Annotated in this window: 19 protein-coding genes; 10 read left to right on the top strand and 9 right to left on the bottom strand. The window is 69.2% G+C overall.

Going from position 1 to position 24,808, the window contains the following annotated elements; all coding sequences use genetic code 11:
* Positions 1 to 497: 497 nt before the first annotated feature.
* The 8 genes from IAE24_RS19625 to IAE24_RS19590 all read left to right on the top strand — a co-directional run bounded on the left by IAE24_RS19625 (position 498) and on the right by IAE24_RS19590 (position 11,803).
* Entirely contained in the window at positions 498 to 1,853 is a 1,356-nt protein-coding gene (locus tag IAE24_RS19625; RefSeq protein WP_199961529.1) for a sigma-70 family RNA polymerase sigma factor, read from the top strand.
* Positions 1,854 to 1,985: 132 nt separating this feature from the next.
* Complete coding sequence (locus tag IAE24_RS19620; protein WP_199961528.1) at positions 1,986 to 4,481, top strand: TonB-dependent siderophore receptor; 2,496 nt, start codon at positions 1,986 to 1,988, stop codon at positions 4,479 to 4,481.
* Positions 4,482 to 4,686: 205 nt separating this feature from the next.
* Positions 4,687 to 5,022 (top strand): DUF3649 domain-containing protein, encoded by a 336-nt coding sequence (locus tag IAE24_RS19615; RefSeq protein WP_197485475.1) that lies wholly within the window; start codon positions 4,687 to 4,689, stop codon positions 5,020 to 5,022.
* A 1-nt stretch (position 5,023) separates the two neighbouring features.
* Entirely contained in the window at positions 5,024 to 6,739 is a 1,716-nt protein-coding gene (locus tag IAE24_RS19610; RefSeq protein WP_199961533.1) for a PepSY-associated TM helix domain-containing protein, read from the top strand.
* A complete protein-coding gene (locus tag IAE24_RS19605) occupies positions 6,736 to 7,113 on the top strand; it encodes a DUF3325 domain-containing protein (RefSeq protein ID WP_199961527.1) in 378 nt (125 codons plus the stop codon). The genes IAE24_RS19610 and IAE24_RS19605 overlap by 4 nt, the downstream gene beginning before the upstream one ends.
* A 49-nt stretch (positions 7,114 to 7,162) precedes the next feature.
* The gene (locus IAE24_RS19600) at positions 7,163 to 8,350 is read left to right on the top strand and encodes an efflux RND transporter periplasmic adaptor subunit (RefSeq protein WP_199961526.1); all 1,188 of its coding nucleotides are present in this window, start codon (positions 7,163 to 7,165) and stop codon (positions 8,348 to 8,350) included.
* Positions 8,350 to 10,344, top strand: coding sequence for an ABC transporter permease (locus tag IAE24_RS19595; protein WP_052155350.1), 1,995 nt, complete (start codon positions 8,350 to 8,352; stop codon positions 10,342 to 10,344). Before IAE24_RS19600 ends, IAE24_RS19595 begins: the two co-directional genes overlap by 1 nt.
* Position 10,345: 1 nt before the next feature.
* On the top strand, positions 10,346 to 11,803 hold the full coding sequence (locus tag IAE24_RS19590; RefSeq protein WP_199961525.1) for an efflux transporter outer membrane subunit: 1,458 nt from the start codon (positions 10,346 to 10,348) through the stop codon (positions 11,801 to 11,803).
* 74 nt (positions 11,804 to 11,877) lie between these two features.
* Here the strand turns inward: IAE24_RS19590 and IAE24_RS19585 are convergent, their stop codons facing one another.
* The 4 genes from IAE24_RS19585 to IAE24_RS19570 all read right to left on the bottom strand — a co-directional run bounded on the left by IAE24_RS19585 (position 11,878) and on the right by IAE24_RS19570 (position 16,896).
* A complete protein-coding gene (locus tag IAE24_RS19585) occupies positions 11,878 to 13,152 on the bottom strand; it encodes an acyl-CoA dehydrogenase family protein (protein WP_013802791.1) in 1,275 nt (424 codons plus the stop codon).
* Positions 13,153 to 13,230: 78 nt separating this feature from the next.
* Entirely contained in the window at positions 13,231 to 14,316 is a 1,086-nt protein-coding gene (locus tag IAE24_RS19580; RefSeq protein ID WP_013802790.1) for a phosphotransferase, read from the bottom strand.
* Between the two features lie 151 nt (positions 14,317 to 14,467).
* A complete protein-coding gene (locus tag IAE24_RS19575; RefSeq protein ID WP_012205125.1) occupies positions 14,468 to 15,187 on the bottom strand; it encodes a Crp/Fnr family transcriptional regulator in 720 nt (239 codons plus the stop codon).
* Between the two features lie 170 nt (positions 15,188 to 15,357).
* A complete protein-coding gene (locus tag IAE24_RS19570; protein ID WP_199961524.1) occupies positions 15,358 to 16,896 on the bottom strand; it encodes a 3-hydroxyacyl-CoA dehydrogenase in 1,539 nt (512 codons plus the stop codon).
* A gap of 100 nt (positions 16,897 to 16,996) precedes the next feature.
* Here IAE24_RS19570 and IAE24_RS19565 point away from each other — a divergent pair, with 100 nt between their 5' ends.
* The gene (locus tag IAE24_RS19565; RefSeq protein ID WP_199961523.1) at positions 16,997 to 19,726 is read left to right on the top strand and encodes a type IV pilus assembly protein FimV; all 2,730 of its coding nucleotides are present in this window, start codon (positions 16,997 to 16,999) and stop codon (positions 19,724 to 19,726) included.
* Positions 19,727 to 19,784: 58 nt separating this feature from the next.
* Here the strand turns inward: IAE24_RS19565 and thiE are convergent, their stop codons facing one another.
* The 4 genes from thiE to IAE24_RS19545 all read right to left on the bottom strand — a co-directional run bounded on the left by thiE (position 19,785) and on the right by IAE24_RS19545 (position 22,997).
* The gene (gene thiE / locus IAE24_RS19560) at positions 19,785 to 20,708 is read right to left on the bottom strand and encodes a thiamine phosphate synthase (protein ID WP_099751228.1); all 924 of its coding nucleotides are present in this window, start codon (positions 20,706 to 20,708) and stop codon (positions 19,785 to 19,787) included.
* Between the two features lie 11 nt (positions 20,709 to 20,719).
* On the bottom strand, positions 20,720 to 21,529 hold the full coding sequence (locus tag IAE24_RS19555) for a thiazole synthase (protein ID WP_016446735.1): 810 nt from the start codon (positions 21,527 to 21,529) through the stop codon (positions 20,720 to 20,722).
* A gap of 32 nt (positions 21,530 to 21,561) precedes the next feature.
* A complete protein-coding gene (gene thiS, locus IAE24_RS19550) occupies positions 21,562 to 21,759 on the bottom strand; it encodes a sulfur carrier protein ThiS (RefSeq protein WP_012205130.1) in 198 nt (65 codons plus the stop codon).
* Between the two features lie 119 nt (positions 21,760 to 21,878).
* Entirely contained in the window at positions 21,879 to 22,997 is a 1,119-nt protein-coding gene (locus tag IAE24_RS19545) for an FAD-dependent oxidoreductase (protein WP_199961522.1), read from the bottom strand.
* 354 nt (positions 22,998 to 23,351) lie between these two features.
* On the opposite strand from IAE24_RS19545, the gene thiD reads away from it, so the two are divergent.
* Positions 23,352 to 24,233 carry a bifunctional hydroxymethylpyrimidine kinase/phosphomethylpyrimidine kinase gene (gene thiD / locus IAE24_RS19540; protein ID WP_192367825.1) on the top strand — a complete coding sequence of 294 codons (882 nt, stop codon included), beginning with the start codon at positions 23,352 to 23,354 and terminating at the stop codon, positions 24,231 to 24,233.
* Between the two features lie 21 nt (positions 24,234 to 24,254).
* Here thiD and IAE24_RS19535 read toward each other — a convergent pair whose 3' ends face one another.
* Positions 24,255 to 24,731, bottom strand: a complete 477-nt coding sequence (locus IAE24_RS19535; RefSeq protein WP_012205133.1) for an SH3 domain-containing protein — start codon at positions 24,729 to 24,731, stop codon at positions 24,255 to 24,257.
* Between the last annotated feature and the right edge of the window lie 77 nt (positions 24,732 to 24,808).

The raw sequence follows: 24,808 nt of genomic DNA, 5'->3' as shown, positions 1-24,808 counted from the left end.
GGGTTCATGCCTGGGCCCTCCGTGTGGAAGGGGCGGCGCCAAAAGAGGGCGCGCAGGCGAGTGCCAGAGAAACGGCAGTCATGTTTCCGTGCTCCTTACTGAGACTGAAACCACCGACTCCGCGTTTTGAAGCACGAAACAGGTGGACGGGATGTTCAAAACACACAGCAAGATGTGCGGACGCCCTTACGGGTAGCCCCATCCCGCCCGAAACCGCAGGGGCGTGGACGAGCGTCCACAGCCCGGAATCCAGACGTGACAAGGCCTCGCTTTCGGGGAGGCAGCACCGCTTACTAAATGGGTGTTTTGAAGCACCGGCCCCGGGACAGGGGGCTGGTGCGGATGATAGCGCGTGCGGCGTGCGCAAAGTCGCTTCGCGGCCCGTTGCACCTTGCGATCGCGCCCTTTCAGGGATGGTCCAGGAACCGCTGAAAGAGCCCGGCATGCATTGCGTTTATTGAGAATGATTCTTCTTTGCGCGGTTATGATCCAGCCCCATGGATTTGTCCGCCTCCTTCACCCGCGCTCTGCTTTCCGGCTTTGACCGGGCCTATGCCGACCTGGTGCGTGCCGCCACGCGCAGCACGGGCAGCCGCGAGGAGGCGGGCGACCTGGTGCACGACACCTGGCTGCGGCTGGCGGAACACGCGCGCAGCGCCCCGGCCGAGGCCGCAGACCTGGCCGGGGCCGCGAATCCGGCCCAGATGCCGCGCGACGCCACGGCCTATCTGGCCGTGATGGCCCAGCACATGGCGCTGGATGCGCACCGCCGCCGCCAGCGCCATGCCCGCTACCTGGGCGAGGCGGCAGTCCATGAACAACTGGCGCCCAGCCATGCGCCCGATGTGGCCGACTCCGTCATGTACCGCCAGGCGCTGGCCGTGCTGGAGTCCGCCTTGCACAGCCTGCCCGAGCGCTGCCGCGCCGCCTTCATCGCCCACCGCGTGCAGGGCGAGCGCCAGCCCGAGATTGCCGAGCGCCTGGGCGTCAGCCTCAACACCGTGGAGCGCGACCTGATCCAGGCCAGTGCCTGCATAGAGGATGCGCTGCACCGCTGGCGCGGTACGCGGCCCGGCAGCGCCGTTGCACGACATGCAGGTCGGCGGCGCAGCCTGGCCGCGCTGCTGGGCGTGGCCGGTTTCGGCCTGGGCGGCAGCCTGGGCTGGCAGCAATGGCGGCACTACCGCGACACGCATGTGCAGTGGCAGGCCGGCTGGTCCAGCCTGCGCGGCCAGCAGGTGCGCCATGGCCTGCCCGATGGCTCCAGCCTGCTGCTGGACGCGCTCAGCAGCGCGCAGGTGGAGTATTTCGCCACGCGGCGCGTGGTGCAGCTGACGCAGGGCGCAGCCTTCTTCGAGGTGGAGCGGGACGAGGACCGGCCCTTCACCGTGCAGGCCGGCGGCGTGCGCGTCACCGTGCTGGGCACGCGCTTCGGCGTGGAGCTGGCCACGGGCGCCCAGGGGCAGGAGCGGGTCACGGTGCAGGTGGAGTCGGGGCGTGTGCGCGTGCAATCCGATGCGGATGGCGGGCGCTTCTATGAATTGTCTGCAGGCCAGGGCCTGCGCATGGAAGGCACGGTGGCCACGCAGACCCGGGGCGATGCGGGGCAGGCGGCCTCCTGGCGGCATGGCGAGCTGGTGTTTGCCGATGCCACGCTGGGCGAGGCCCTGGCGCGGCTGTCACGCTATGCGCCGTTCGACCTGCAGGCCACGCCGGAGGCCGCGCGCCTGCCCCTGAGCGGGCGCGTGCGCATCGCCAAGGCCCATGCCTGGGTGCGGGCGCTGCCCCATGCGCTGCCGGTGCAGGTGCGCAGGCAGGCCGATGGCGGCCTGCTGGTGGCCACGGCGGGCTGAGGCGTGACGGTGGCAAGAGCAACTGCATGCGCACGGCAGCGGGGCGCACATTATTTTTCAGGAGTTTTCCTGGCCAGTCGTCATGGCAGTGATCCCTGTGGGTCCCTTCCATCACTGCCAAGGACGATTTCCATGCATCCGCTTTTCCCTTCTTCGGGCGCCTGCCGCGCCGCCCTCCATCCGCTGGCCCATGCCGTGCTCTGCCTGGGCCTGGCCATGCCGCTGCAGGCGGCGCTGGCCCAGCCGGCCGCACAGACGCTGCGCTTCGACATAGCGGCGCAGCCGCTGGCCAGCGCGCTGGACCAGTTCGCGCGGCAGGCCGGACTGCAGCTGGTGTTCACGCCCTCGCTGGCCGCCCAGCGGCAGGCGCCGGCCGTACGGGGCGAGCTGCCGCTGCGCCAGGCGCTGGATGATTTGCTGGCCGGCAGCGGCCTGCAGGGCCATGTGCAAGAGGGCACGCTGACCGTGCAGCCCGTCGCCGCCATCGAAAAGACGCTGGCCGAAGTGCGGGTGAGCGCGCGCCGGGCCATCGACGGCACGACCGAGGGCACGGGCTCGTACACCAGCCGCGTGACCAGCATCGCCTCCAAGACGGACCAGTCGTTCCGCGAGATCCCGCAATCGGTGTCGGTGATCACGCGCCAGCAGCTCGACGACCGCCGCATGACCGACATCCGCGACGCGCTGGCCGCCACGCCCGGCATCACCACCAGCCAGATCAATTTCGACTCCACCTATTTCTATTCGCGCGGCTTCCAGATCGACAGCATGCAGATCGACGGCGGCGCGCCGCTGAACATCGCCCAGTACACCTACAGCGCCAACCAGAGCATGGACTTCTACGACCGCGTGGAGGTGATGCGCGGTGCCTCGGGCCTGCTGGGCGGCGTGGGCGATCCGGGCGGCATCATCAACATCGTGCGCAAGAAGCCGCTGGCCGAGCCGCGCTTCGTGGTGCAGCAGTCCATCGGCAGCTGGAACAACTACCAGACCATGGTGGATGCCACGGGGCCGCTGGCCCTCGATGGCCGGGTGCGCGGCCGGGCCGTGCTGTCCTACCAGGACACGGACCAGTTCGTGGACATCAAGCACACGCGCGCTCCCCAGTTCTACGGCGTGGTCGAGGCGGACCTGACGCCAGACACCCTGCTGACCGTGGGCATGAGCCGCAGCAAGATCCGCACGCGCGGCGATGGCGGCGGCGACGTGCCGCGCTACAGCGACGGCAGCGATATCGGCCTGCCGCGCCACACCAGCTTCACCCAGCCCTGGGCCACGGGCCGCAAGGACAACAGCGAGCTGTTCGGCGCGCTGGAACACCGTTTTTCCGCGCGCTGGAAGGGCAAGCTCAACCTGACCCGCAGCAAGTCCAGCTATGACGGCTCCACGGTGTTCGGCTACGGCGCGCTGGACCCCGCAACCGGCCTGGGCGTGAACTGGAACGGCGGCGGCCACTACCTGTACGAGAACCGGCAGACCGTGCTGGACGCCAGCCTGGCCGGCAGCTTCGACCTGGGCGGGCGCACGCACGAGATCCTGCTGGGCATGGACCGGCAGAAGGTGGAGAGCTTCTGGAACGTGGGCTATTCCACCGATGCCACGGGCGTGGAGCCCATCGATGTCTACAACCCCGGCGCCTGGCGCCCGGCGCCGGCCGGCGAGATCTCGCGCCGCTACAACCCCTGGGGCCAGGACCAGTCGGGCGGCTATGGCGTGCTGCGCCTGCATCCGACGGACCGCCTGCATGTGATCGTGGGCGCGCGCTATGCCAAGTACCGCTTCAACCAGGTCTATGAGTCGCTGAATGCGGCGGGCCAGTGGGAATTGGCATCGGGCAGCCGCTTTTCCGAGCCGGCCAAGTTCACGCCGTATGGCGGGGTGATCTATGACCTGAACAACCAATGGTCGGCGTATCTGAGCTATTCCTCGATTCTCAAGCCGCAGGCGCTGTCCAAGTCGGGGCCTCCTCCGGGCAATTCGCTGGACCCGGTCAAGGGCAAGAGCTATGAGGCCGGTTTCAAGGGCGAATTGGCCGATGGCCGGCTCAATGCCACATTCAGCCTTTTCAACGTGGTGCGCACGGGCACGGCGGTGACGGATACGCGCTATCCGAGCAATCACGAGGAATGGTCGGGCAATTGCTGTTTTCTGCCGCAGGGCAAGGTGACCAGCCGCGGCTTTGACGCCGAGATCGGCGGCGAGCTGCGCCCGGGCTGGCAGATCGCGGCCGGCTACACCTACACCACCACGCGCGACAAGACCGAGGACGCGCCCTACAGCAGCATCACGCCGCGCCATCTGCTCAAGCTGTCCACGGCCTATGTGCTGCCGGGCGAGCTGTCGCGCTGGAAGATTGGCGGCAGCGCCCATATCCAGAGCAAGCACCATGTGCGCGATACGCTGTATGACGCCGACTGGAATGAAGTCGGCCGCTACAACTTCACCCAGGGCGGCTATTCCGTCATCAATGCGATGGTGCAGTACCGGATCGATCCGCGCTGGACGGTTTCCCTGAATCTCAACAATATCTTTGACAAGACGTACTACCAGACCGTGGGCTATGCGAGCGGCGGCAATTTCTATGGAAAGCCGCGCAATGCGGTGCTGACGCTGCGCGGCACCTTCTGAGGGCCGGGGCGGGGTCCAGGAGGGCCCGCCCCAGTCCGACCCAGGCCACTGGCCGCAATGGCGAAAACCATTGCGGCTGGCCTTTTTTTCGATCTCGTTTGTCATGTATGAGGAGGGCCTTGAAGGCCGCCGCATCACGGCATCCGTTTTGGCTCCTTGTTTGCACGCATTCGTGCGTTCCTGTGCTTATCCGAATACCCATTACATGCCCCAATCCCAACCCGCTGATCCTGCAGATATCACCCAGGCCGACAGGCCCGTCCATCCGGGCCTGCTTGTCCTGTCCCGCCTGCTGGCCGCCGTCTTCGGCGGCTATGCGCTGGCCAGCGCGCTGGCGGCCTTCCTGGCCGCTGCGCTGCCCGGCGCGCGTGTCGATGCCGTGATCGCCGGCATGCAGTGGAGTTTTGCGCTGCACGCGCTGGCGGTGATCTGGGCGTTCTCGCCGGTTTCGGCGGGCCGGGTCTGGCTGGGGTTGCTGGTGCCTGCGGCCCTGATGGGCGGCGCCGCGCTGCTGCTGGCGCGCAATGGCGGGGGCGTTTGAGATGGCCAAGGCGCAGATCAGCAAGGTCCCCGGCAGCGGCGCTGCCACGGGCGGTTTCCGCCAGGCCCAGGCCTGGCTGCATACCTGGTGCGGGCTGTGGTTTTCGTGGCTGCTGTTCGCGGTGTTCCTCACGGGTTCGCTGGCCGTGTTCCAGGAAGCCATCACGCACTGGATGACGCCCGAGCACCATGCCGAGGAGGCGGCCGAGACGGCAGCGCGCGCCGCTGCGCCGGCCGGGCAGGGTGCGGACCTGGGCCAGCGCCTGGCCTGGGGCGCGGCCTACATGCAAAAGCACCACCAGGGCGCGCAGATGTGGGAGATCTGGCCGTCCGACGACAAGGGCGGCGGCGACCTGCGTGTCTACTGGTTCGACGCCAACCGCCAGTACGCCGATGCCGAGCTGGACACCGCCACGGGCGAGGAAATGGGGGCCGGCCACGGCCACGGCGCCGCGCGCGCCACCATGGGCGGCAACCATTTCGTGGACTTCCACTATGAACTGCATGCAGGGCAGGTAGGGCTGTGGGTGATCGGCATTGCCGCCATGGCCATGCTGGTGGCCCTGGTCAGCGGCGTGATCACGCACAAGCGCATCTTCAAGGACTTCTTCACCTTTCGCGCACGCAAGGGCCAGCGCAGCTGGCTGGACGCGCACAACGCCGTGGCGGTGCTGACGCTGCCCTTCCAGTTCATGATTGCCTATACCGGCATCGCCATCTCCAGCCTGAGCTTCATGCCCGTTGGCGTCTGGACGGTCTATGGCACGGACCAGGCCGCCCGCACGGCCTTCATCGCCGACATGAACGAGGCGGGACCGCCCGCGCTGTCCGGCAAGCCCCTGGCGGTGCCCGATCTGGAGCCCTTTGTGCGGCGCGGCCAGGAGCTGATGGGCCAGGCGGTGCGCGCGGTGGTCGTCAACCATCCCGGCGATGCATCGGCACGCATCGGCGTCTACGGCTGGAACAGCGATGACCGTGCGCATCAGCGCCTGAGCCCCAATTCGGGCATGGCCATGTTCTCGGCCGCCACGGGCGAGGTGCTGCAGGTGCGCCTGCCCGGCGGCGCCGACGGCGGCACCCCCTCGCTGGCCCAGGCGGTCATGGGCGGGCTGCACATGGTCAAGTTCGGCGGCCTGGCCATGAAGTGGCTGTACTTCCTGTGCGGCCTGGCGGGCGCGGCCATGATGGCCACGGGCGCCATTCTCTTCATGGTCAAGCGCCGCAGCCGCCACCAGGGCGAGTTCGGCAGCGCCACGGCGCGCGTGTACCGGCTGATCGAGGGCCTGAACGTGGCGGCCATCGCCGGGCTGGGCCTGGGCTGCATCGGCTACCTGTGGGCCAACCGCCTGGTGCCCGTAGGCCTGGCGCACCGCGATGACTGGGAGCTGGCCGTGTTCTTCGGGCTGTGGGGCCTGGCGCTGGTGCATGCGCTGGCCTGCGCGCCGGCCACGGCCTGGCGCCAGCAGATGGGCCTGCTGGCCATGCTGTGCCTGCTGCTGCCTCTGCTCAACTGGATCACCGTGGGCGAGCCGCTGTGGGCCCACATGCGGGAGGGCGACTGGGAAAGCGCCGGGGTGGAGCTGTTCTGCCTGGCCACGGGGCTGGCGGCCGCCTGGGCCTGGCGCTGGCTGGCGCGGCGCGGCGCGGGTGCCGCCGCCAAGGCAAAGACGGCCAAAGGGCAGGCCGCCGTGGCCGGCCGCTCGGAGGTGCAGGCATGAGCACGTTGCACGCATCCCTGGCCGCACTGGCCCTGGCCTTTGCAGGCATGGCGGCCCTGGCCTTTGCCATGGACCGCCACTACGAACAATTGACCGGCGCGCGCGAGCTGCCGGCCCGCCGCGGCCCGCAGTTGCGCGGCCTGGGCACGGCGCTGCTGGCGCTGGCCCTTGTGCCCGTTGTCTCGGGCTGGGGCGGCACGGTGGGCACGGTGGCCTGGCTGGGCTTTGTGTCCGCCGGCGCGCTGATGGCCGTGGCCCTGATCAGCGCCCATGCGCGCTGGGCGGCGCTGCTGGCCTGGTTGGCCGGCGTGCTTGCCGTGGCGGATTTGGCGTGGATTGTTTTCAGTTTCGGTACTACGGGGTTTTTCAGATGAGTTTCCTGCTTTCGTTCCAGTTCGGGGTGTGTGTGGTCGGGAGGCAAGCATGACGCGCACGCAGCAACGCTGGAAAGCCGTCGCCGTGGCGGTGGTCCTGTTGGCGGCGGCCGGGGGCGCGGCCGCCTGGTGGTCCAGCCGGCCTGCCGTGGCCTACCAGACCGAGACCGTGGCGCGCACCGATATCGAGTCCACCGTCACGGCCATCGGCACGCTGCAGCCGCGCCGCTATGTGGACGTGGGCGCCCAGGTGTCGGGCCAGGTCACCCGGCTGCGCGTGGAGCCCGGCGCCCAGGTGGAGAAGGGCGCACTGCTGGTGGAGATCGACCCCAGCGTGCAGCGCGCCACGGTGGATGCGGGGCGCGCCTCGCTGGCGGGCCTGCGCGCACAGCTGGCCGAGCAGCAGGCGCTGCGCAAGCTGGCCGAGCAGCAGCTCACGCGCCAGCGCCAGCTGGCCCGCGACGGGGCCACGCGCGAGGAAGACCTGCAGACCGCAGAAGCCAACCTGGCCGCAGCCGGCGCCCGCATGGAGCACCTGAAGGCCCAGATCGACCAGACCCAGGCCACGCTCAAGGCCGACGAGGCGCGCCTGGGCTATACGCGCATCTACGCGCCCATGGCGGGCACCGTGGTGTCGGTGGAGGCGCGCGAGGGCCAGACGCTTAACGCCACCTACCAGACGCCCAACATCCTGCGCATTGCCGACCTGTCGGCCATGACGGTGTGGACCGAAGTGTCCGAGGCCGACGTGCGCCGCGTGCGCGACGACATGCCGGTGTACTTCACCACGCTGGGCGGCGCCGACCAGGCCAGGCCCCGGCGCTGGTCCAGCAAGGTGCGCCAGGTGCTGCCTTCGCCCTCTACCAGCCAGGCGCCGGCCGGCGGCAATGCGGGCCAGGCGCCTGCGCCCGCCACCAAGGCCGTGGCCTACACCGTGCTGTTCGATGTGGACAACGAGGACGCCGAGCTGATGCCCCAGATGACGGCCCAGGTGGTCTTTGTCACCGGCCAGGCCGCGCAGGCGCTGACCGTGCCGCTGATGGCCGTGACTGACAAGGGCGGCAGCGCGCACACGGCCCGCGTGCTGGACGCCAAGGGCCAGCCCGAGCAGCGCACCGTGCGCCTGGGCGTGCGCAGCCGCCACCAGGCCGAGGTGCTGGAGGGCCTGCAGGAAGGCGAGCGCGTCATCGTCGGCGAGACGCCTCTGGACCGTGGCCCGCGGTGGCTGCAATGGTGATGGGGCAGGGCATGCAGGCCGGCGCGCCGCTGACCGCACCGCTGATAGAGCTGCGCGGCATCACCAAGCACTACGGCGGCGGCGACAGCGGCCAGCCCGCCGTCACCGTGCTGCACGGCATCGACCTGGAGATACGCGCGGGCGAGTTCGTGGCCGTGGTGGGCAGCTCGGGTTCGGGCAAGTCCACGCTGATGAACATCCTGGGCTGCCTGGACCGGCCCAGCGAGGGCAGCTACCACTTCCAGGGCCAGGACGTGGCCACGCTGGACTCGGACGCGCTGGCCTGGCTGCGGCGCGAGGCCTTCGGTTTCGTCTTCCAGGGCTACCACCTGATCGCCAGCGAAAGCGCCAGCGAGAACGTGGAAATGCCCGCCATCTACGCGGGCCTGCCCAAGGAAGAGCGCGTGCGGCGCGCCCGTGCGCTGCTCGAGCGCCTGGGCCTGGGCTCGCGCCTGGGCAACCGGCCCAACCAGCTGTCGGGCGGGCAGCAGCAGCGCGTGTCGATTGCGCGCGCGCTGATGAACGGCGGCCAGATCATCCTGGCCGACGAGCCCACGGGCGCGCTGGACTCGCACAGCGGCGCCGAGGTCATGGCCCTGCTGCGCGAGCTGGCCGATGCGGGCCACACCATCATCCTCATCACCCACGACCGCACTGTGGCCGCCCAGGCGCGCCGCGTGATCGAGATCAGCGACGGCCGCATCACCAGCGACAGCCAGCGCGACGATGCCGCAAATGGGGTGAATGCGGGCGCCGCTGCCCTGCCGCTCACGCCGCAGCGCGGCAGCGCCGGCGCGCCCTGGCTGGCCGAGCTGTTCGAGGCCGCGCGCAGCGCCTGGCGCGGCATGCGCATGAACCGCGTGCGCACCAGCCTGACCTTGCTGGGCATCGTCATCGGCGTGGCCTCAGTGATTGTGATGCTGGCCATTGGCGAGGGCGCGCGGCGCAAGGTGGTCGAGCAGATGGGGACCATGGGCACGGCCATCCTCTACATGGGCAGCAAGCCGCCGGCCACGGGCGGGCCGGCCGGGCAGATGACCGAGGAAGACCTGGCCGCCGTGCGCGAACTGCCAGAGATACGGCGCGTCATGCCCGTGATCGGCGACCCCATCACCGTACGCTACGGCAAGGCCGACAAGCAGATCTACGTGTTCGCGGCCAGCGAGGAGATGCCCCTGGTGCACCACTGGAAGCTGGCCCAGGGCCGCTACTACACCGAGGCCGAGGACCGCGACCTGGCGCCCCTGGTGGTCCTGGGCCACAAGGCGCACCAGCACTTCTTCCCCGACACGCCCAACCCGCTGGGCCGCCAGCTGATCATCGGCACGTCGGCCTTCGAAGTGATCGGCGTGATGAGCGAGCGCGGCGCGGACTCGGGCGCGCAGAACTATGACGACATGGTCTTCATTCCCTACCGCTCGGGCCGGGCGCGCGTCTACCAGTCGCAGACCCAGCCCGACTATGTGGTGATCGAGGCCATGTCCTCCGACGTGGTGCACGAGGCGGAGGAGGCCATGCGCAAGCTGCTGCTGGCCCGCCACGGCGGGCGTGAGGACTTCGGCATCGGCAATGCGGCCGCGCGCATCCAGGCCGAGGCGGCCACGCGCCAGAGCATGGCGGTGATGCTGGGCCTGATTGCCGCCGTCTCCCTGGTGGTGGGCGGCATCGGCGTGATGAACGTGATGCTGATGACGGTGCGCGAGCGCACGCGCGAGATCGGCATCCGCATGGCCACGGGCGCGCGCCAGCGCGACATCCTGCGCCAGTTCCTGACCGAGGCCAGCCTGGTCACCTTCGTGGGCGGCACGGTGGGCCTGCTGGCCGGGCTGGCCGTGGGCGTGGTGCTCATCGTGGCGGGCGTGCCCGTGGTGTTTTCGGTGCGCGCCATGCTGGGCGCCTTTGCCTGCGCCGTGGTGACGGGCCTGGTGTTCGGCTACATGCCTGCCAAGACGGCGGCGCGGCTGGACCCGGTGCGCGCGCTGGCGGGAGAGTGAGATGAAAGACATGAACGACAAGACGCTGGGAAATGCGCGCCTGGGCTGCATCGCCCTGGCCCTGGCTGCGCTGGGCGGTTGCGCCGCGCAGCAGACGATGCCGGACAGGACAGCGCCTGCGCTGGCCGCTTCGTGGAAGCAGCAGGGCGAAGTCCTCCCTGCCTCCGTCTCACCGCAGTGGTGGCAGGCCTTTGGCAGCGCGGAGTTGGGCGGCGTGGTGCAGGCCGCCCAGGACCAGAGCCTGGACATGGCTGCCGCCATGGCCCGCGTGCGCCAGGCCGAGGCGGCCACGCGCCAGGCAGGCGCGGCGCTGCTGCCGTCGCTCAATGGCGAGCTGCGTGCCCAGCGCATGAACCATGCACAGGTGGCGGGCGGGCAGGCCAGCGTCTATGGCGCCGCGCTGACGGCCTCGTATGAGGTGGACTTCTGGGGCCGCAACCGCGCCACGCGCGATGCGGCGGCAGCGGCCTGGCAGGCCAGCCGGTTCGACCAGGACACGGTGCGCCTCACGGTCACCGCCCAGGTGGCCCATGGCTGGCTGCAGGCCGTGGCGCTGCGCGAGCGCCAGGCCATTGCGGCGCGCAACGTGGCCAATGCCGAGCGGCTGCTGGGCCTGGTGGAGTCCCGCGCGCGCGCAGGCGCCGCCACCCAGCTGGAGTTGGCCCAGCAGCGCGGCCTGGTGGCCAGCCAGCGCCAGGCCCTGGCCACGCTGCGCCGCCAGGGCGAGGATGCCGATGCCACGCTGGCCGTGCTGCTGGGCCAGGCCCGCCGCCCCGCGCTGGCCACGGATTCGCTGCAGGCCCTGCAGCTGCCCGAGATCGGCGCAGGCCTGCCCACGCAACTGCTGCAGCGCCGGCCTGACATTGCCAGTGCTGAGGCGCAACTGACCGCCGCCAGCGCCAACCTGCAGGCCGCCCGCGCAGCGCTGTGGCCCCGGCTGACCCTCACGGGCAGCGCGGGCACCAGCGCGGGCCGCGCCAGCGACTGGCTGCGCGAGCCGGTCTATTCGCTGCTGGCCGGCCTCGCCGGCCCCATCTTCGACGGCGGCCGTCTTGCGGCCGAGCGCGATGGCGCCCAGGCCCGGCGCGAGGAGCTGCTGGCCGGCTATTACAAGTCCATCGTCGCCGCCTATGGCGATGTGGACCTGGCGCTCAACGCCGTCCACGGCCTGAAGGCCCAGGCCGAGGCCCAGGCCGAGGTGCTGGCCCAGGCCCGCCAGGCCGTGTCGCTGGCCGAGCTGCGCTACAAGGCCGGGGCGGAAAGCCTGCTGTCCCTGTTGCAGGCCCAGACCACGCTGTATGCAGCCCAGGACGATGCCGTGCTGCAGCGCCTGCTGCAGCTGCAGGCGCGCGTGGCGCTGTACCGCGCGCTGGGCGGGGGATGGGAGGCGCCTGCCATGGGCACTGAAATGCCGGAAAGACAGGCGCAAAAAAGCCAGGAGGCATTGCCTCCTGGCTGAGAGGGAGGGGGCCAGGGCCGCCACCCGGTCCTGCCGGGTGTGCGGCGGCCTCAGGCCTCAGGCTTGAAGCCTGCTCAGCTGCCGCGCGTGATGGGCACGCCGGCATCCTTGCCGTAGGCGCCGTACTTGCCCAGCTCCCACTTGGCGATGGCGTTGCGGTGCACTTCGTCCGGGCCGTCGGCAAAGCGCAGCGTGCGCGCGTGGGCGTAGGCGCTGGCCAGCGGGAAGTCGTCGCTCATGCCGCCGCCGCCGTGCACCTGCATGGCCCAGTCGATGACCTGGCAGGCCATGCTGGGGGCCACGACCTTGATCATGGCGATCTCGCTGCGTGCCACCTTGTTGCCGGCGATGTCCATCAGCCAGGCGGCCTTGAGCGTGAGCAGGCGCGCCATGTCGATGCGGCAGCGTGCCTCGGCGATGCGCTCCTGCGTCACGGTCTGCTGGGCCACGCTCTTGCCGAAGGCAATGCGCGAGCTGGCGCGCTTGCACATCAGCTCCAGCGCGCGCTCGGCCAGGCCGATCAGGCGCATGCAGTGGTGGATGCGGCCGGGGCCAAGGCGGCCCTGGGCGATCTCGAAGCCACGGCCCTCGCCCAGCAGGATGTTGCCAGCGGGCACGCGCACGTTCTCGAAGTACATCTCCATGTGGCCGTGCGGCGCATCGTCATAGCCCATGACGTTGAGCGGACGCACGATGCGGATGCCGGGCGCGTCGCCGGGCACGATGATCATGCTTTGCTGCGAGTGCTTGGGCGCATCGGGGTCGGTCTTGCCCATGGTGATGAAGACCTGGCAGCGCGGATCGCCGGCACCCGAGATCCACCACTTGTGGCCGTTGATCACGTACTCGTCGCCCTGGCGCTCGATGCGCGTGCAGATGTTGGTGGCGTCGGAGGAGGCCACTTCGGGCTCGGTCATGGCGAAGGCCGAGCGGATCTTGCCCTCCAGCAGTGGCTTGAGCCAGCGCTCCTTGAGTTCGGTGCTGCCGTAGCGCGCAATGGTCTCCATGTTGCCGGTGTCGGGCGCCGAGCAGTTGAACACCTCGCTGGACCATGGCACGCGGCCCATGATCTCGGCCAGCGGCGCGTATTCCTGGTTGGTCAGGCCGCCGCCCTTGTAGCCTGCGGCCTCGGCGCTGTCCACGGGCAGGAACAGGTTCCACAGGCCTTGCTCCCGGGCCTTGACCTTGAGCTTCTCGATGGTCTGCAGCGGCGTCCAGCGCTTGCCTGCGGCGGTGTTGGCTTCCATCTCGGCGGCATAGTCCTTTTCGCCGGGATAGATGTGCTCGTCCATGAACTTCAGCAGGCGTTCCTGCAGGTCCTTGGTCTTGGGCGAATATTCAAAGTCCATGGATGCGCTCCTTCTCTTGGCTTGTCGCTTGTGGTGGAAACGGGGTGATCGGTGAGTTATGGGGGCGGTCTGGATGGCTCAGCTGCGCTGGGCGAAGGACCAGGCCAGCTCGGCCATGGGCCGGGCGGTGTCGCCCGAGGCCTTGGCCTGGGCGCTGGAGGCCGTGCCGGCCTCCACGCGCTTGGCAATGCCTTGCAGGATGGCCGCGATGCGGAACATGTTGTAGGCCATGTAGAAGTTCCAGTCGGCGCGCAGCGTGTCCACGTCCTTGAGGCCCGTGCGCTCGCAGTAGCGGCGGATGTATTCCTCTTCGCCGGGAATGCCCAGGGCCGCCAGGTCCTTGCCTGCGATGCCCCGGCCCAGCGTGGCGGGGATGTGCCAGCTCATGCAGTGGTAGCTGAAGTCGGCCAGCGGGTGGCCCAGGGTGGACAGCTCCCAGTCCAGCACGGCGATGACGCGCGGCTCGGTGGGGTGGAACATCAGGTTGTCCAGGCGGAAGTCGCCGTGCACGATGGACACCCGCGAGGCATCCAGCGCGCTGGCCGGCATGTGGGCGGGCAGCCACTGCATGAGCTGGTCCATCTCGGGGATGGGCTGGGTGACCGAGGCCACGTACTGCTTGCTCCAGCGGCCGATCTGGCGCTCGAAGTAGTTGCCGCTCTTGCCGTAGTCGGCCAGGCCCTGGGCCGCGAAGTCCACGGTGTGCAGGGCCGAGATCACGCGGTTCATCTCGTCGTAGATGGCGGCGCGCTGGGCCGGCTCCATGCCGGGCAGGGACTGGTCCCAGAGCACGCGGCCTTCCATGCACTCCATGATGTAGAAGGCGCGGCCGATGATGGACTCGTCCTCGCACAGCGCATACATGTGGGGCACGGGCACGTCGGTGCCGGCCAGGCCCTTCATCACGCGGAACTCGCGCTCGATGGCATGGGCCGAGGGCAGCAGCTTGGCCACAGGGCCGGGCTTGGAGCGCATCACGTAGCTGCGGCCGGGCGTGATCAGCTTGTAGGTGGGGTTGGACTGGCCGCCCTTGAACATCTCCACCTGCAGCGGGCCGGCAAAGCCCTGCACATGGCCCTGCATCCAGGCGGTGAGCGCGGGCACGTCGAATGCGTGCTGGTCGGAGACGGGGCGCGTGCCTACGAAATGGTCGAAAGTGCTCATGGGGCAGTCAGTCCTGTGATCGGTTCGGAAACCGGTTCTAGAAAGGGGTGCGGCCGCGCGGCACGGGCGCGGCAAGGCACCGGCCGGCGCGAACGTCCGGTCGGTGAAGGAAAGGGCTGTGTGTACGCGGCGCGGTGGGGGCCGCGCAGGTTCAGGCGTCGGGCGCGGCGATGCGCAGCAGCGTGTCGCGGTCGCAGACCACCAGGCCCCCCGGCTCGATGCGGATGGCGTTCTCGCGCTCCATGGCCTTGAGTTCCTGGTTCACGCGCTGGCGCGAGGCGCCCAGCAACTGGGCCAGTTCCTCCTGCGCCAGATGCAGGCCGATGCGGATCTCGCTGCCATCCGACAGGCTGGTCACGCCGTAGCTGCGCACCAGGTGCAGCAGCTGCTTGGCCAGGCGCGCGCGCAGCGGCAGGGTGTTGAGGTCCTCGACCAGGCCGTAGAGCTGGCGGATGCGCCGTGCATGCAGGCGCAGCATGGCTTCCGAGAACTCCACATGCATGGACAGGATTTTCTTGAAGTCGGTCTTGGACACGCACAGCAGCGTGGTCTCGCCGTGCGCATAGGCATCGTGCGTGCGCTTGTCCCCGTCCAGGATGGCCACGTCGCCGAACCAGATGCCCGGCTCCACGTAGTCCAGCGTGATCTGCTTGCCCGTGATCGAGGTCGAGCTCACGCGCACCGCACCCCGGGCGCAGGCGATCCATTCCTCGGGCGGTTCTCCGCGTGCGCAGATGAGCGTGCCATCTTTGAACCGTTTGACGTAAGCGCATCGAAGAATGTCGTGCCGAAGCGATGGAGAAAGTGATGAAAACCAGCGACCGGAATTGATCGCTTCACGTTCTTCGATGGTAAGAATCGGGTCGTCCATGGCCTGTCTTTTGCGTGACTGATGACGGTCACATTGTCGCGTGTGGGACCGCCGCGGCGCAGCATGCCGCCGGCGGGCCTGTCACTTCGGTGTCTGGGCCTGCCGAAAACGGGGCAGGGCGGCGAAAAAAAGGCGACCCGTCGTGCGTCGGGTCGCCGGCTTTGCAGGGCTTATGGCTCCTCGTGCGTGAGGCTCAGCCCCAGCGCGCCACGGCGGCGCAGCCAGGGGCTGGGGCGGTAGCGCGGGTCGCCATACACGGTCTGCAGGTTGAACAGGACCTCCAGCATGTTGGTGGGGCCCCAGCGGTCGCCCATGGCCAGCGGGCCCATGGGATAGCCCAGGCCCAGGGTCACGGCCTTTTCCAGGTCGGCCGGGCTGCCGATGCCCTGCTGGCAGATGTCGCTGGCGATGTTGACGATGGAGCCCACCACGCGCTGGGTGACAAAGCCGCCGCTGTCGCGGATCACGCTCACGGCCTTGCCGTCGCTGGCAAAGAGCGCATGGGCCGCATCGCGCATGTCGGTGCGCGTGGCCGGCGTGGTGGCCAGCACGCGGCGGCGCGTGTCGGCGTCGGCGATCAGCATGTCGATGCCCATGGTGCGCGTGCAGTCCAGCCGCTCCACGGCAGCCACCGTGGTCACGTCCAGGCCCAGCGGCGCCACCAGGATCAAGGCCTGCTCGGTCGGTGCCTGCGCGGTTTCAATGCGTGCGCCCAGGCTCTTGAGCAACTGGTAGATCTCGTTGCGCCGGGCCGCGCGTGCGGACACCCAGACCGGTGGCAGCGTCTGCACCTGCGGCACGGCAGGCTCGGCAGGCTGCTCGGCGCGGCCTTCGGCATAGCGGTAAAAGCCCTGGCCGGTCTTGCGGCCCAGCAGGCCGGCCGCCACGCGCTGCGCGGCAATGGGGCTGGGGCGGTAGCGCGGCTCCTGGTAGTACTGGTGGTAGATGTGCTCCATCACGGCATGGGTGACATCCAGGCCGGTGAGATCCATCAGCTCGAACGGGCCGAGCTTGAATCCCACCTGCTCGCGCAGGATGCGGTCGATGGTGGCGAAGTCGGCAATGCCTTCCTGCACGATGCGCAGCGCCTCGGTCACATAGCCTCGGCCCAGGTGGTTGACCAGAAAGCCCGGCGTGTCCTGCGCGCGCACGGGCGTGTGGCCGAAGCTGCGCGCGAACTGTGCCAGCGTGGTGCAGGTGGCCTCGTCCGTGGCCAGGCCGCGCACGATCTCCACCACCTTCATCAGCGGCGCCGGGTTGAAGAAGTGAAAGCCGGCAAAGCGCTGCGGGTGCTTGAGCGCCGTGGCCAGCGTGGTGATGGACAGGGCCGAGGTATTGCTGGCGATGAGGGTCCCGGGCGCAACGATGGCCTCCAGCTCGCGCAGCAGCGCCTGCTTGGCATCCATGCGCTCGACGATGGCCTCTATTACCAGATCGCAGTTCTTGAAGGCATCAAGACCGTCCACCACCGTCAGCCGGGCCTTGCAATCTGCGGCCTGCTCACTTGTTATTTTTTGTTTCTTCTGCAGTGTGTCCCACAGCGCAAGCAGCTGTTGTTGCGCTTGTGCGGCAGCACCGGGACGGGCATCCTGCAACAGCACCCTGGCGCCTGCCTGGGCGGCCAACTGGGCAATGCCTTGCCCCATGATGCCTGCGCCTATCAATCCGACGTTTCTGATAGGAGAAATGTTGTTTTGGATCATATACATAGAGGAGGTGTCCTACAGGTGTCTATGCAAAAATGCAAGCGTTCAAAGAAAGGCTGATGTGAGAATTTGTAGCACCATTCTCGGCGTCGCCCTGTCCTCCATGGCCTGGAACGCGTCCGCATTGTCGTTGGGCAGTCCTCGGGGCAACGTGGTGCTGGGCGCTCCGTTCGACCTGGTGGTGGGCTTGCAGCCCGATAGCGGAAACGACGCCGGCAGCTCCTGTGTGCGCGCCGAGCTGCTGGCCGGTGACAGGCCCATCGAATCCTCGCGCGTCAGTGTCAGCCCGACCTCGTCGGGCAAGGCCGTGCGGGTGCAGGCCCGCTATACGGTGGACGAGCCCATCGTGACGCTCAAGCTGTGGGCGGGCTGCGAAGGTGGCGGCATCAGCCGCAGCTATACGCTGCTGGCGCAGCTGCCAGATTCGGTGGACGCCACAGGCAACCAGCCCATCAATGTGCGTGAACTGGCAGCAGCGCAGCCTGCGCTGCCGACCGTGGGCGCCGCAGCAGCAGCCGGTGCTGGCGCTGGCGCTGGTGCAGCCGGTGTGGCTGGCACCGCTTCTGAATCTTCTTCGACACCCTCCCGCGCGGCCGCTGCCCGCAGTGCCCGGTCGGATGCCCGGCCTGCCACGGCGCCCGCTCCCAAGGAGGCGCAGCCCCAGCCCAAACCAAAGCCCAGGCCGAAACCCAAGGCCGCGGCCGAAAAGTCCAGGCCTCCCGTGGGTGTGACCGCCCAGGCCCAGGCCGGGCAGCTGCAGGCGGGCCTGCGCATCGAACCGCGTCTGCGCATGGAGCCGGTGGAGGAGTGGCTGGGAACGGGCGGCACCCCGGGCGCCGCTGGAGCAGCCGGAACACCCGGAACACCCGGAACACCCGGAACACCCGGAACACCCGAAGGCGGCGCCGCATCTGCGGCTCCCATGTTCGATGCCGGCAGCGAGCAGCTGGCCGAGGCCAACAAGCGCGTGCAGGCGCTGGAGGCCGAGATGGCGGCCTTCAAGAAGCGCGACGGCGTGGACCGTGGGCAACTGGCCCAGCTGCGGGCCGAGCTGGACGCAATGCGCCAGGAGTCCGGCGGCTCATCCTGGCTGTTCAATGCGCTGCTGCTGGCCCTGATTGCCGCCGTGGCCGTGATCGGCTGGATGGCCTGGCGCATGCGCTCGGGTGCTTCGCTGTTCTCGCGCGAGCAAAACGCTTGGCGGGAATCGGTGGAGCGTTCGTCGCAGGACCCCGTGCCGTCGACCCCGCCGCATGTGCGCGATGACGAGATCCACACCCTGCCGCATTCCCTGGATCCCCATCGGCCCACGCGGCCCATGGCCCCCAGCCTGCGTGAGCACCGGCCTGCGGCACCGCAGCAGGATGACCGCCGGGGACCGGATACCCTGGCTTCGCCCTATGTGCAGCGCGGCGCCCAGATGCGCCCCGGCGTGACCTATGAGCTGCATGAGGATGTGGACCCTGGCGACTTCGGCCCGGCCACCATTCCCGTGCCTGTGTCCGTGCATGCCGAGCTGGAAACCGAGCCTGCGCCGCAGGCCCCGGCACCTGTGCGCACGTCTGCGCCCGAGGCCATCAAGGCCAGGCGCATGGTGCAGCCCGGCGAACTGTTCGACGTGCAGCAACAGGCGGAATTCTTCATCTCGGTGGGCGAGCACCAGCAGGCCATCGAGCTGCTGCGCTCGCATATCGACACGCATGAGGATTCCTCGCCGCTGGCCTATCTGGAGCTGCTGCACCTGTACTACACGCTGAGCCGCCGCGACGATTTCGACCAGCTGCGCGCCCGCTTTGCCAGGCATTTCAACGCCCGTGTGCCGGCCATGCCGGGCTTTACCGACAAGGGCAGCAGCCTGCTGCAGGGCTATCCCGAGCAACTGGCGCGCATCGAGGCCCTGTGGCCCGTGGACGAAGTCGAAACTTGCCTGGCGCACTACCTGTTCAAGCAGGACGGTGCACCCGACCCCGATGCGCCGGCCCCCTTCGATCTGGCCGCCTTCGACGACCTGCTGCTGCTGCTGTCCATTGCGCGCACCTCACCTGCCGGAACACGCGGCGAACCCGGCCCGCGCGAGCGCACCACGCCGCGCATGGTGGCGGGCACTGCCGCAGCCGGCGCAACCACGGCCGGCGCGGCTGCCTTCACAGCGGCTGCAGAAGCCACGCCGGCGCATGCTCCTGCATCCGCAGCCACGGGCGTGGACTGGATGGCAGAGCTGCAGCCGCCGATAGAACCTGCACAGCTGCAGCCGGCCTCTGTGACGCCGCTGGAACCGGGCCTGGAGTTCACCCCCATGGACACGCTGCCGCTGTCCACGGGTGCAGTCGGTGGCGGCGACAAGCCTGCGAGCAGCGCACCGGACTCGTTGTCCGCACCGCTGCACTTCGAGTTGCAGCCCCTGAACTTCGATCTGGATCAGGCCGGCCAACTGCCCGCAGGACAGGTGCGCGCCGTGCCCCTGGGCGAGGCGCCTTCCTTCATCCACGATGAGTCGGCACCGCTGCTGGACATAGACCTCACGGACCTGGGCGAGAACGAGCTGCCGCATGTCGATGTGGCCTCGCGCTTTCCGTCCGTGACGCTGTCGGTGCCCGGTTCGGGTGCCGTGGGTTTCAGCAGCCACAATCTCAAGGCGCCGCTGGACATGGACCTGGCGCTGGACAAGTGGGAGCTGGAGCCACCCGACACCGTGCGTGAGCACCGTGGCCTGGACGAGCCGCTGAGCCGCTCGGTGGACATGCTGCTGTCGCGCGAGACCGACCCGGCCTTTCGTAGCTCACCACAGGCTCCGTTGCCGCAGGCAGACGACAAGGATCCGCCCAAGGGTTGAGGCAGTGCAAAAAAAGGGAGCATCTGCTCCCTTTTTTGTTGGGGTGCCCAGCAAGAACTCAGTCGGCAGCGTGCATGCGCGCGAGCAACTGCTGCGCCGCCGCTTCAGGATCCTCGGCATTGACCAGTGCCCGCACCACGGCCACCGAGCCCACGCCCGTGGCGCGCACGGCCGGGAACTGGTCGGCCGAGATGCCGCCGATGGCCACCAGCGGATAGCGCTGCATCAGGCGCACATAGGCGCCCAGGCGCGCCAGGCCCTGTGGAGCCGTGGCCATCTTCTTGAGCGTTGTGGGGAAGACGGCGCCCAGCGCGATGTAGCTGGGCTGCACCGCATGGGCGCGCACCATTTCGGCATAGCCATGCGTGCTCACGCCCAGGCGCAGGCCCGAGGCGTGGATGGCCTGCAGGTCGGCGCCGGCCAGCGCATCCAGGTCTTCCTGGCCCACATGCACGCCATAGGCGCCGGCATCGATGGCCTCGCGCCAGTGGTCGTTGATGAAGAGCAGGGCGCCCGTGCCTTCCACGGCGGCCACGGCGGCGCGCACTTCGCGGGCGATGGCGTCGCGGTCCTCGGACTTGAAGCGCAATTGCACGGTGGGCACACCGGCGCGGGCCATGCGGCCCACCCATTGCGCATCGGGCAGCACGCCGTACAGGCCCAGGGACCTTGGGCACTCCGGGAAGGCCAGTGCGGGATCGGCCCCCTCCAGACCGAAGTCGCGCGGATCGTCGGGCCATAGCGTGGCCTCGAAGCGGCCCCTGCGCAGCGTCTGCGCCTGCCAAGCGCAGGCCAGCGTCTCGGCGTCGATGGCGATGAAGCCCAGCGCGCTGCAGGCCTGCAGCGCCGCAAGATAGGCCGGCTCCTGGCGCTGTGCCTGCGGCACGGGCTGAGAGGGCAGGGCGGAGCCTTCAGGGGCGAAGGTGGCGCCGTGCAGGCGCACGATGGCGTCTGCCCAGGATTGGATGGAGTCGTTGCTCATGGCCGGTCTCCTCAGCCGTGGTGCCAGAACGGCGTGCCCAGCACGGGTGTGCTGGGCTGGGCGGCAGATTGCTCGGCCATGGCGCCGGCGCGATGGGCGGCGTGGCCGGCGTTCACGGCATCGGCAAAGGCGCCGGCCATGGCGACGGGATCTTCGGACAGGGCCACGGCCGTGTTCAGCAGCACGGCGTCATAGCCCCACTCCATGACCTGGCAGGCATGCGAGGGCCGACCCAGGCCCGCATCCACGATCAGCGGCACCTTCAGGCGCTCGCGCAGCGTCTGCATGGCGTAGGGGTTGACGGGGCCGCGGCCCGTGCCGATGGGCGCCGCCCAGGGCATGACGGCCTGGCAGCCCACATCCACCAGGCGCTGGCACAGCACCAGGTCCTCGGTGGTGTAGGGCAGGACCTGGAAGCCGTCCTTGATGAGGATGGAGGCGGCCTCGACCAGGTTCAGCGTGTCGGGCTGCAGGGTGTAGTCGTCGCCGATCAGCTCCAGCTTGATCCAGGGTGTCTCGAAGACTTCGCGTGCCATCTGGGCCGTGGTCACGGCTTCCTGCACGGTCATGCAGCCGGCGGTGTTGGGCAGCACGGGCACGTTGAGCTTTCTGAGCAGTTCCCAGAAGCTGGCACCGGTCTCGGCGGCATTGCTGCCCTGGCGGCGCAGCGAGGCCGTGACCATGGCCGGGCGGGCGCGCTGCACGGCAGCTTCCAGCACGGCGGGCGAGGGGTAGCGGGAGGTGCCCAGCAGCAGGCGGCTGTCAAAGCGCTGGCCGTACAGGACCAGGCTGTCGTCGGAGGAAGAGGCGGAAGTCGTCATGGCGTGAGGCAATGGGAGAGTCGGATGGGGCATCAGCCGCCGGTCACCGGCGAGATCACTTCGAGGCGGTCGCCGTCGTTCAGCGCCTGCTCGGCATAGCGGGCCTTGGGTACGAAGACGGTGTTGATGGCCACGGCAAAGGGCGGGCGCGGCGCAAGCTGGGCCAGCGCGTCGGCCACGGTGGCTCCGTCGCTCAGTTCGGTCGCTTGCTGGTTGATGGTGATGTTCATGGCGGCTGGGGGGAAACGAAAGGCGGGTACGGGGGCTTGTTCGATCTTAGGCAGGGCCGGGGCTGGCGACCCTGCGTGCATGTCCGGTCTGTTGTGCGTGAAAGTGCCGTGCGTGCCGTTCAGGCGGCTGCCTTGTGCTGCGATGGCGCATTCTCGACGGCGATATCGAAGCGGCGGGCCAGTTCGGAATCACCGCTGTCGAGCAGCTCCAGCACCACGTCCAGCATGGCCGGCGCGATCATGAAGCCATGGCGGTACAGGCCGTTGACCTCCATCACGCGCGGCGCGCTCCAGCGCACGGCCGGCAGATTGTCGGGCAGGGTGGGGCGGCACTGGGTGGCGATCTCGACGATGCGGCCTTCGGCAAAACCCGGATGCACGGTGTAGGCGGCGCTCAGCAGTTCCAGCGTGGAGCGCACGCTGGCCGGCGACATGTCGTCGGACTCGATCTCGGTGGCGCCGATGACGAAGAGGTGGTCCTCCTTGGGCGCAATGTAGATCGGGTAGCGCGGATGGATCAGGCGCGTGGGCCGCTGCAGCGTGACCTCGGGCGCGTGGATGCGCACCACCTCGCCGCGCACGCCGCGCAGCGCAGGCCACTGGCCGCGTGCGCCCAGGCCCCGGCAGTCCAGCACCCAGTCGGGCTGGCCCGGCGTGCCGGGACGGAAGTCGGCCAGCTCGCGCGGCTGGTTCCAGTGCTGCTCCACGCCCAGGCGGGTCAGCGTGGCGTGGAGTGAGGCCAGCAGCTGGCGGTTGTCCAATTGGCCCTCGCCCTGCAGGTACATGGCCTGGGCAAAGCGCCGCTCAAGCGCGGGCTCGCAGTCGTGCAGGGCCTGGTCGGCCAGCGGCTGCAGCGCGGGAAGGCTGGGGTTGATGCGGCGGTTTTTCTCCAGCAGGCCGAAGAAGCGCTGGGCATCGCCCGCGTCCTGGCGGTGCCAGAGGATGAGGGTGCCGTTTTGCTGGAAGAACACGGGCGCATCGAGCTGGGCCAGCAGTTCGGGCCAGCGCGTCAGGCCGTGCTGGCCCATGCGCACCACGCCGGGCTCGGTGATGGCCGATTCGGCCAGGGGCGCGAGCATGGCGGCTGCCACGCGGGCCGCTGCGCCATCGCCTTCGGGGCCGTGGGCGTCGTATACGGCAATGCCGTGGCCGCGACGGGCCAGCGCCAATGCCAGCAGCCGGCCCATGAGGCCGCCGCCCAGAATGGCGATGCGGGAAGAAGCTTGTAGAACGGACATGTGCATCTGGTGGTCAAGTGCGCCCATGCCCGTGGGACTGCCGGCCGGCTGTCCGCGCACAGGGCATGTGCTGGACAAAACGCGGCGTACCACCCCGATTGATTGAAACTCCCCACGCCAGCATGACCTGGATCGGGTGCAGGGGCGCTGCGCGGCAAGGTGCCTGTGGTGCAGGCTTGTGCGGCAGGGGGCTGGTCGCCCCGGGGCCCCAGGGTGTTTCTCAGTCACGCATCGGCGAGGCGGGCCAGGCCCTGTTTCACCGACGGGACACCCCTGTTTCGTCCGTCAGCAGGCATTACAGCACATCCCGCAGCTGCCGGTATTGACCATGCGCATGGGTGATAATTTTCGCCCATGACTGCCGACCACTCCCCTTCGACCGCCGCATCCCCCGAACCGGCTCCCGCCGCGCGCAAGCGCTATGCCCGCGTGCTCATCATCGCGGGCTCCGACAGCGGTGGCGGCGCCGGCATACAGGCCGACCTCAAGACCTGCAGCGCCCTGGGCTGCTACGGCATGACGGCCATCACGGCCATCACCGTGCAGAACACGCTGGGCGTCAGCGGCATCCACGGCATTCCCGTGGACATACTGCGCGGCCAGATCGACGCCGTGGTCGAGGACATCGGCGCCGACGCCGTCAAGATCGGCATGCTGGCCACGCCCGAGGTGGTGCAGGTGGTGGCCGATGCCATCCGCCGCCACCAGCTGCGCAACGTGGTGCTGGACCCCGTGATGGTGGCCACCAGCGGCGACCGGCTGATCGCGCCGGAAACCGCCTCCGTGCTGGTGCGCGAGCTGTTCCCCCTGGCCACCGTGGTCACGCCCAATCTGGACGAGGCCGCGCTGCTGCTGGGCCACTCCATTGAGGGCATAGACGCACTGGACGGCGCCGTGCAGGAACTCCTGGCGCTGGGCGCGCCGGCCGCCTTGCTCAAGGGCGGGCACTTGTCGGGCGATCTGGTGGTGGACCTGCTGGGCCATGGCAACGGCCAGCGGCTGCGCCTGCAGTCGCAGCGCATTGCCACGCACAACGGGCACGGCACGGGCTGCACGCTGTCTTCGGCGATTGCCTCGCACCTGGCGCTGGGCCTGCCGCTGGAGGCGTCCGTGGCCCAGGCGCGCGATTACATCCTGGGCGCGATTGCGGCCGGCGCCGATGTGTTCACGGGCGCCGGCCATGGCCCGCTGAACCACGGCTATGCGCCGCGCGCGCAGGTCGTGGTCAACGGCTGAACGTTCGGCGCAGCGCCTGGTTCACCAGCCCCAGGTCAGGCTGCGCGCCACCCAGCCCTTTTGGCCGTTGTCGCGCTGGACCTGGGCCCAGGAGCCCTGTTTCCTGAGCGTGCGCACCACTTCCATTTCAGCCAGCTTGCCCACCACGCGATGGTTCTGGCCCGGGCCGGCGCGCAGGTTGGCGGTGCGCCCGGTCACCACCATGTGCGGGGTCTTGCCGGTCAGCGGCGCATGCACCCAGCCCAGCGTGCTCTCGTTGTCCCTGACGCGCAGCCACTGGCCCTTGCGCTGCACCACCTGCAGCGGATAGCCCTTGCCCAGTTCCCACAGCGTGGCCGAGCGCGTGGTGGGCTGCTGCCGCACATTGACGCTGGTGCCCTTGACGCTGACGAACTCGCGCGCATGGGCGACGGCCGGGGCCAGGGTGGTGGTGAGGACGGCGAGGGCGGTGGCGGCTGCGGCCAGCCAGCGGGCGGCACGGCGTTGATTGCAAGGCACGGGAACGGGTCTCCTTTCGTTCGAGGTCGGCTGGCGCGCGGAGACTTTCCAGCGCGGGCCGAGCCCAGGGAAAGCGC

This window comes from Delftia sp. S65, assembly GCF_016516495.1.
Taxonomy (GTDB): Bacteria; Pseudomonadota; Gammaproteobacteria; order Burkholderiales; family Burkholderiaceae_C; genus Comamonas; species Comamonas acidovorans.
This window is presented reverse-complemented; position numbering and strand designations above follow the sequence as displayed.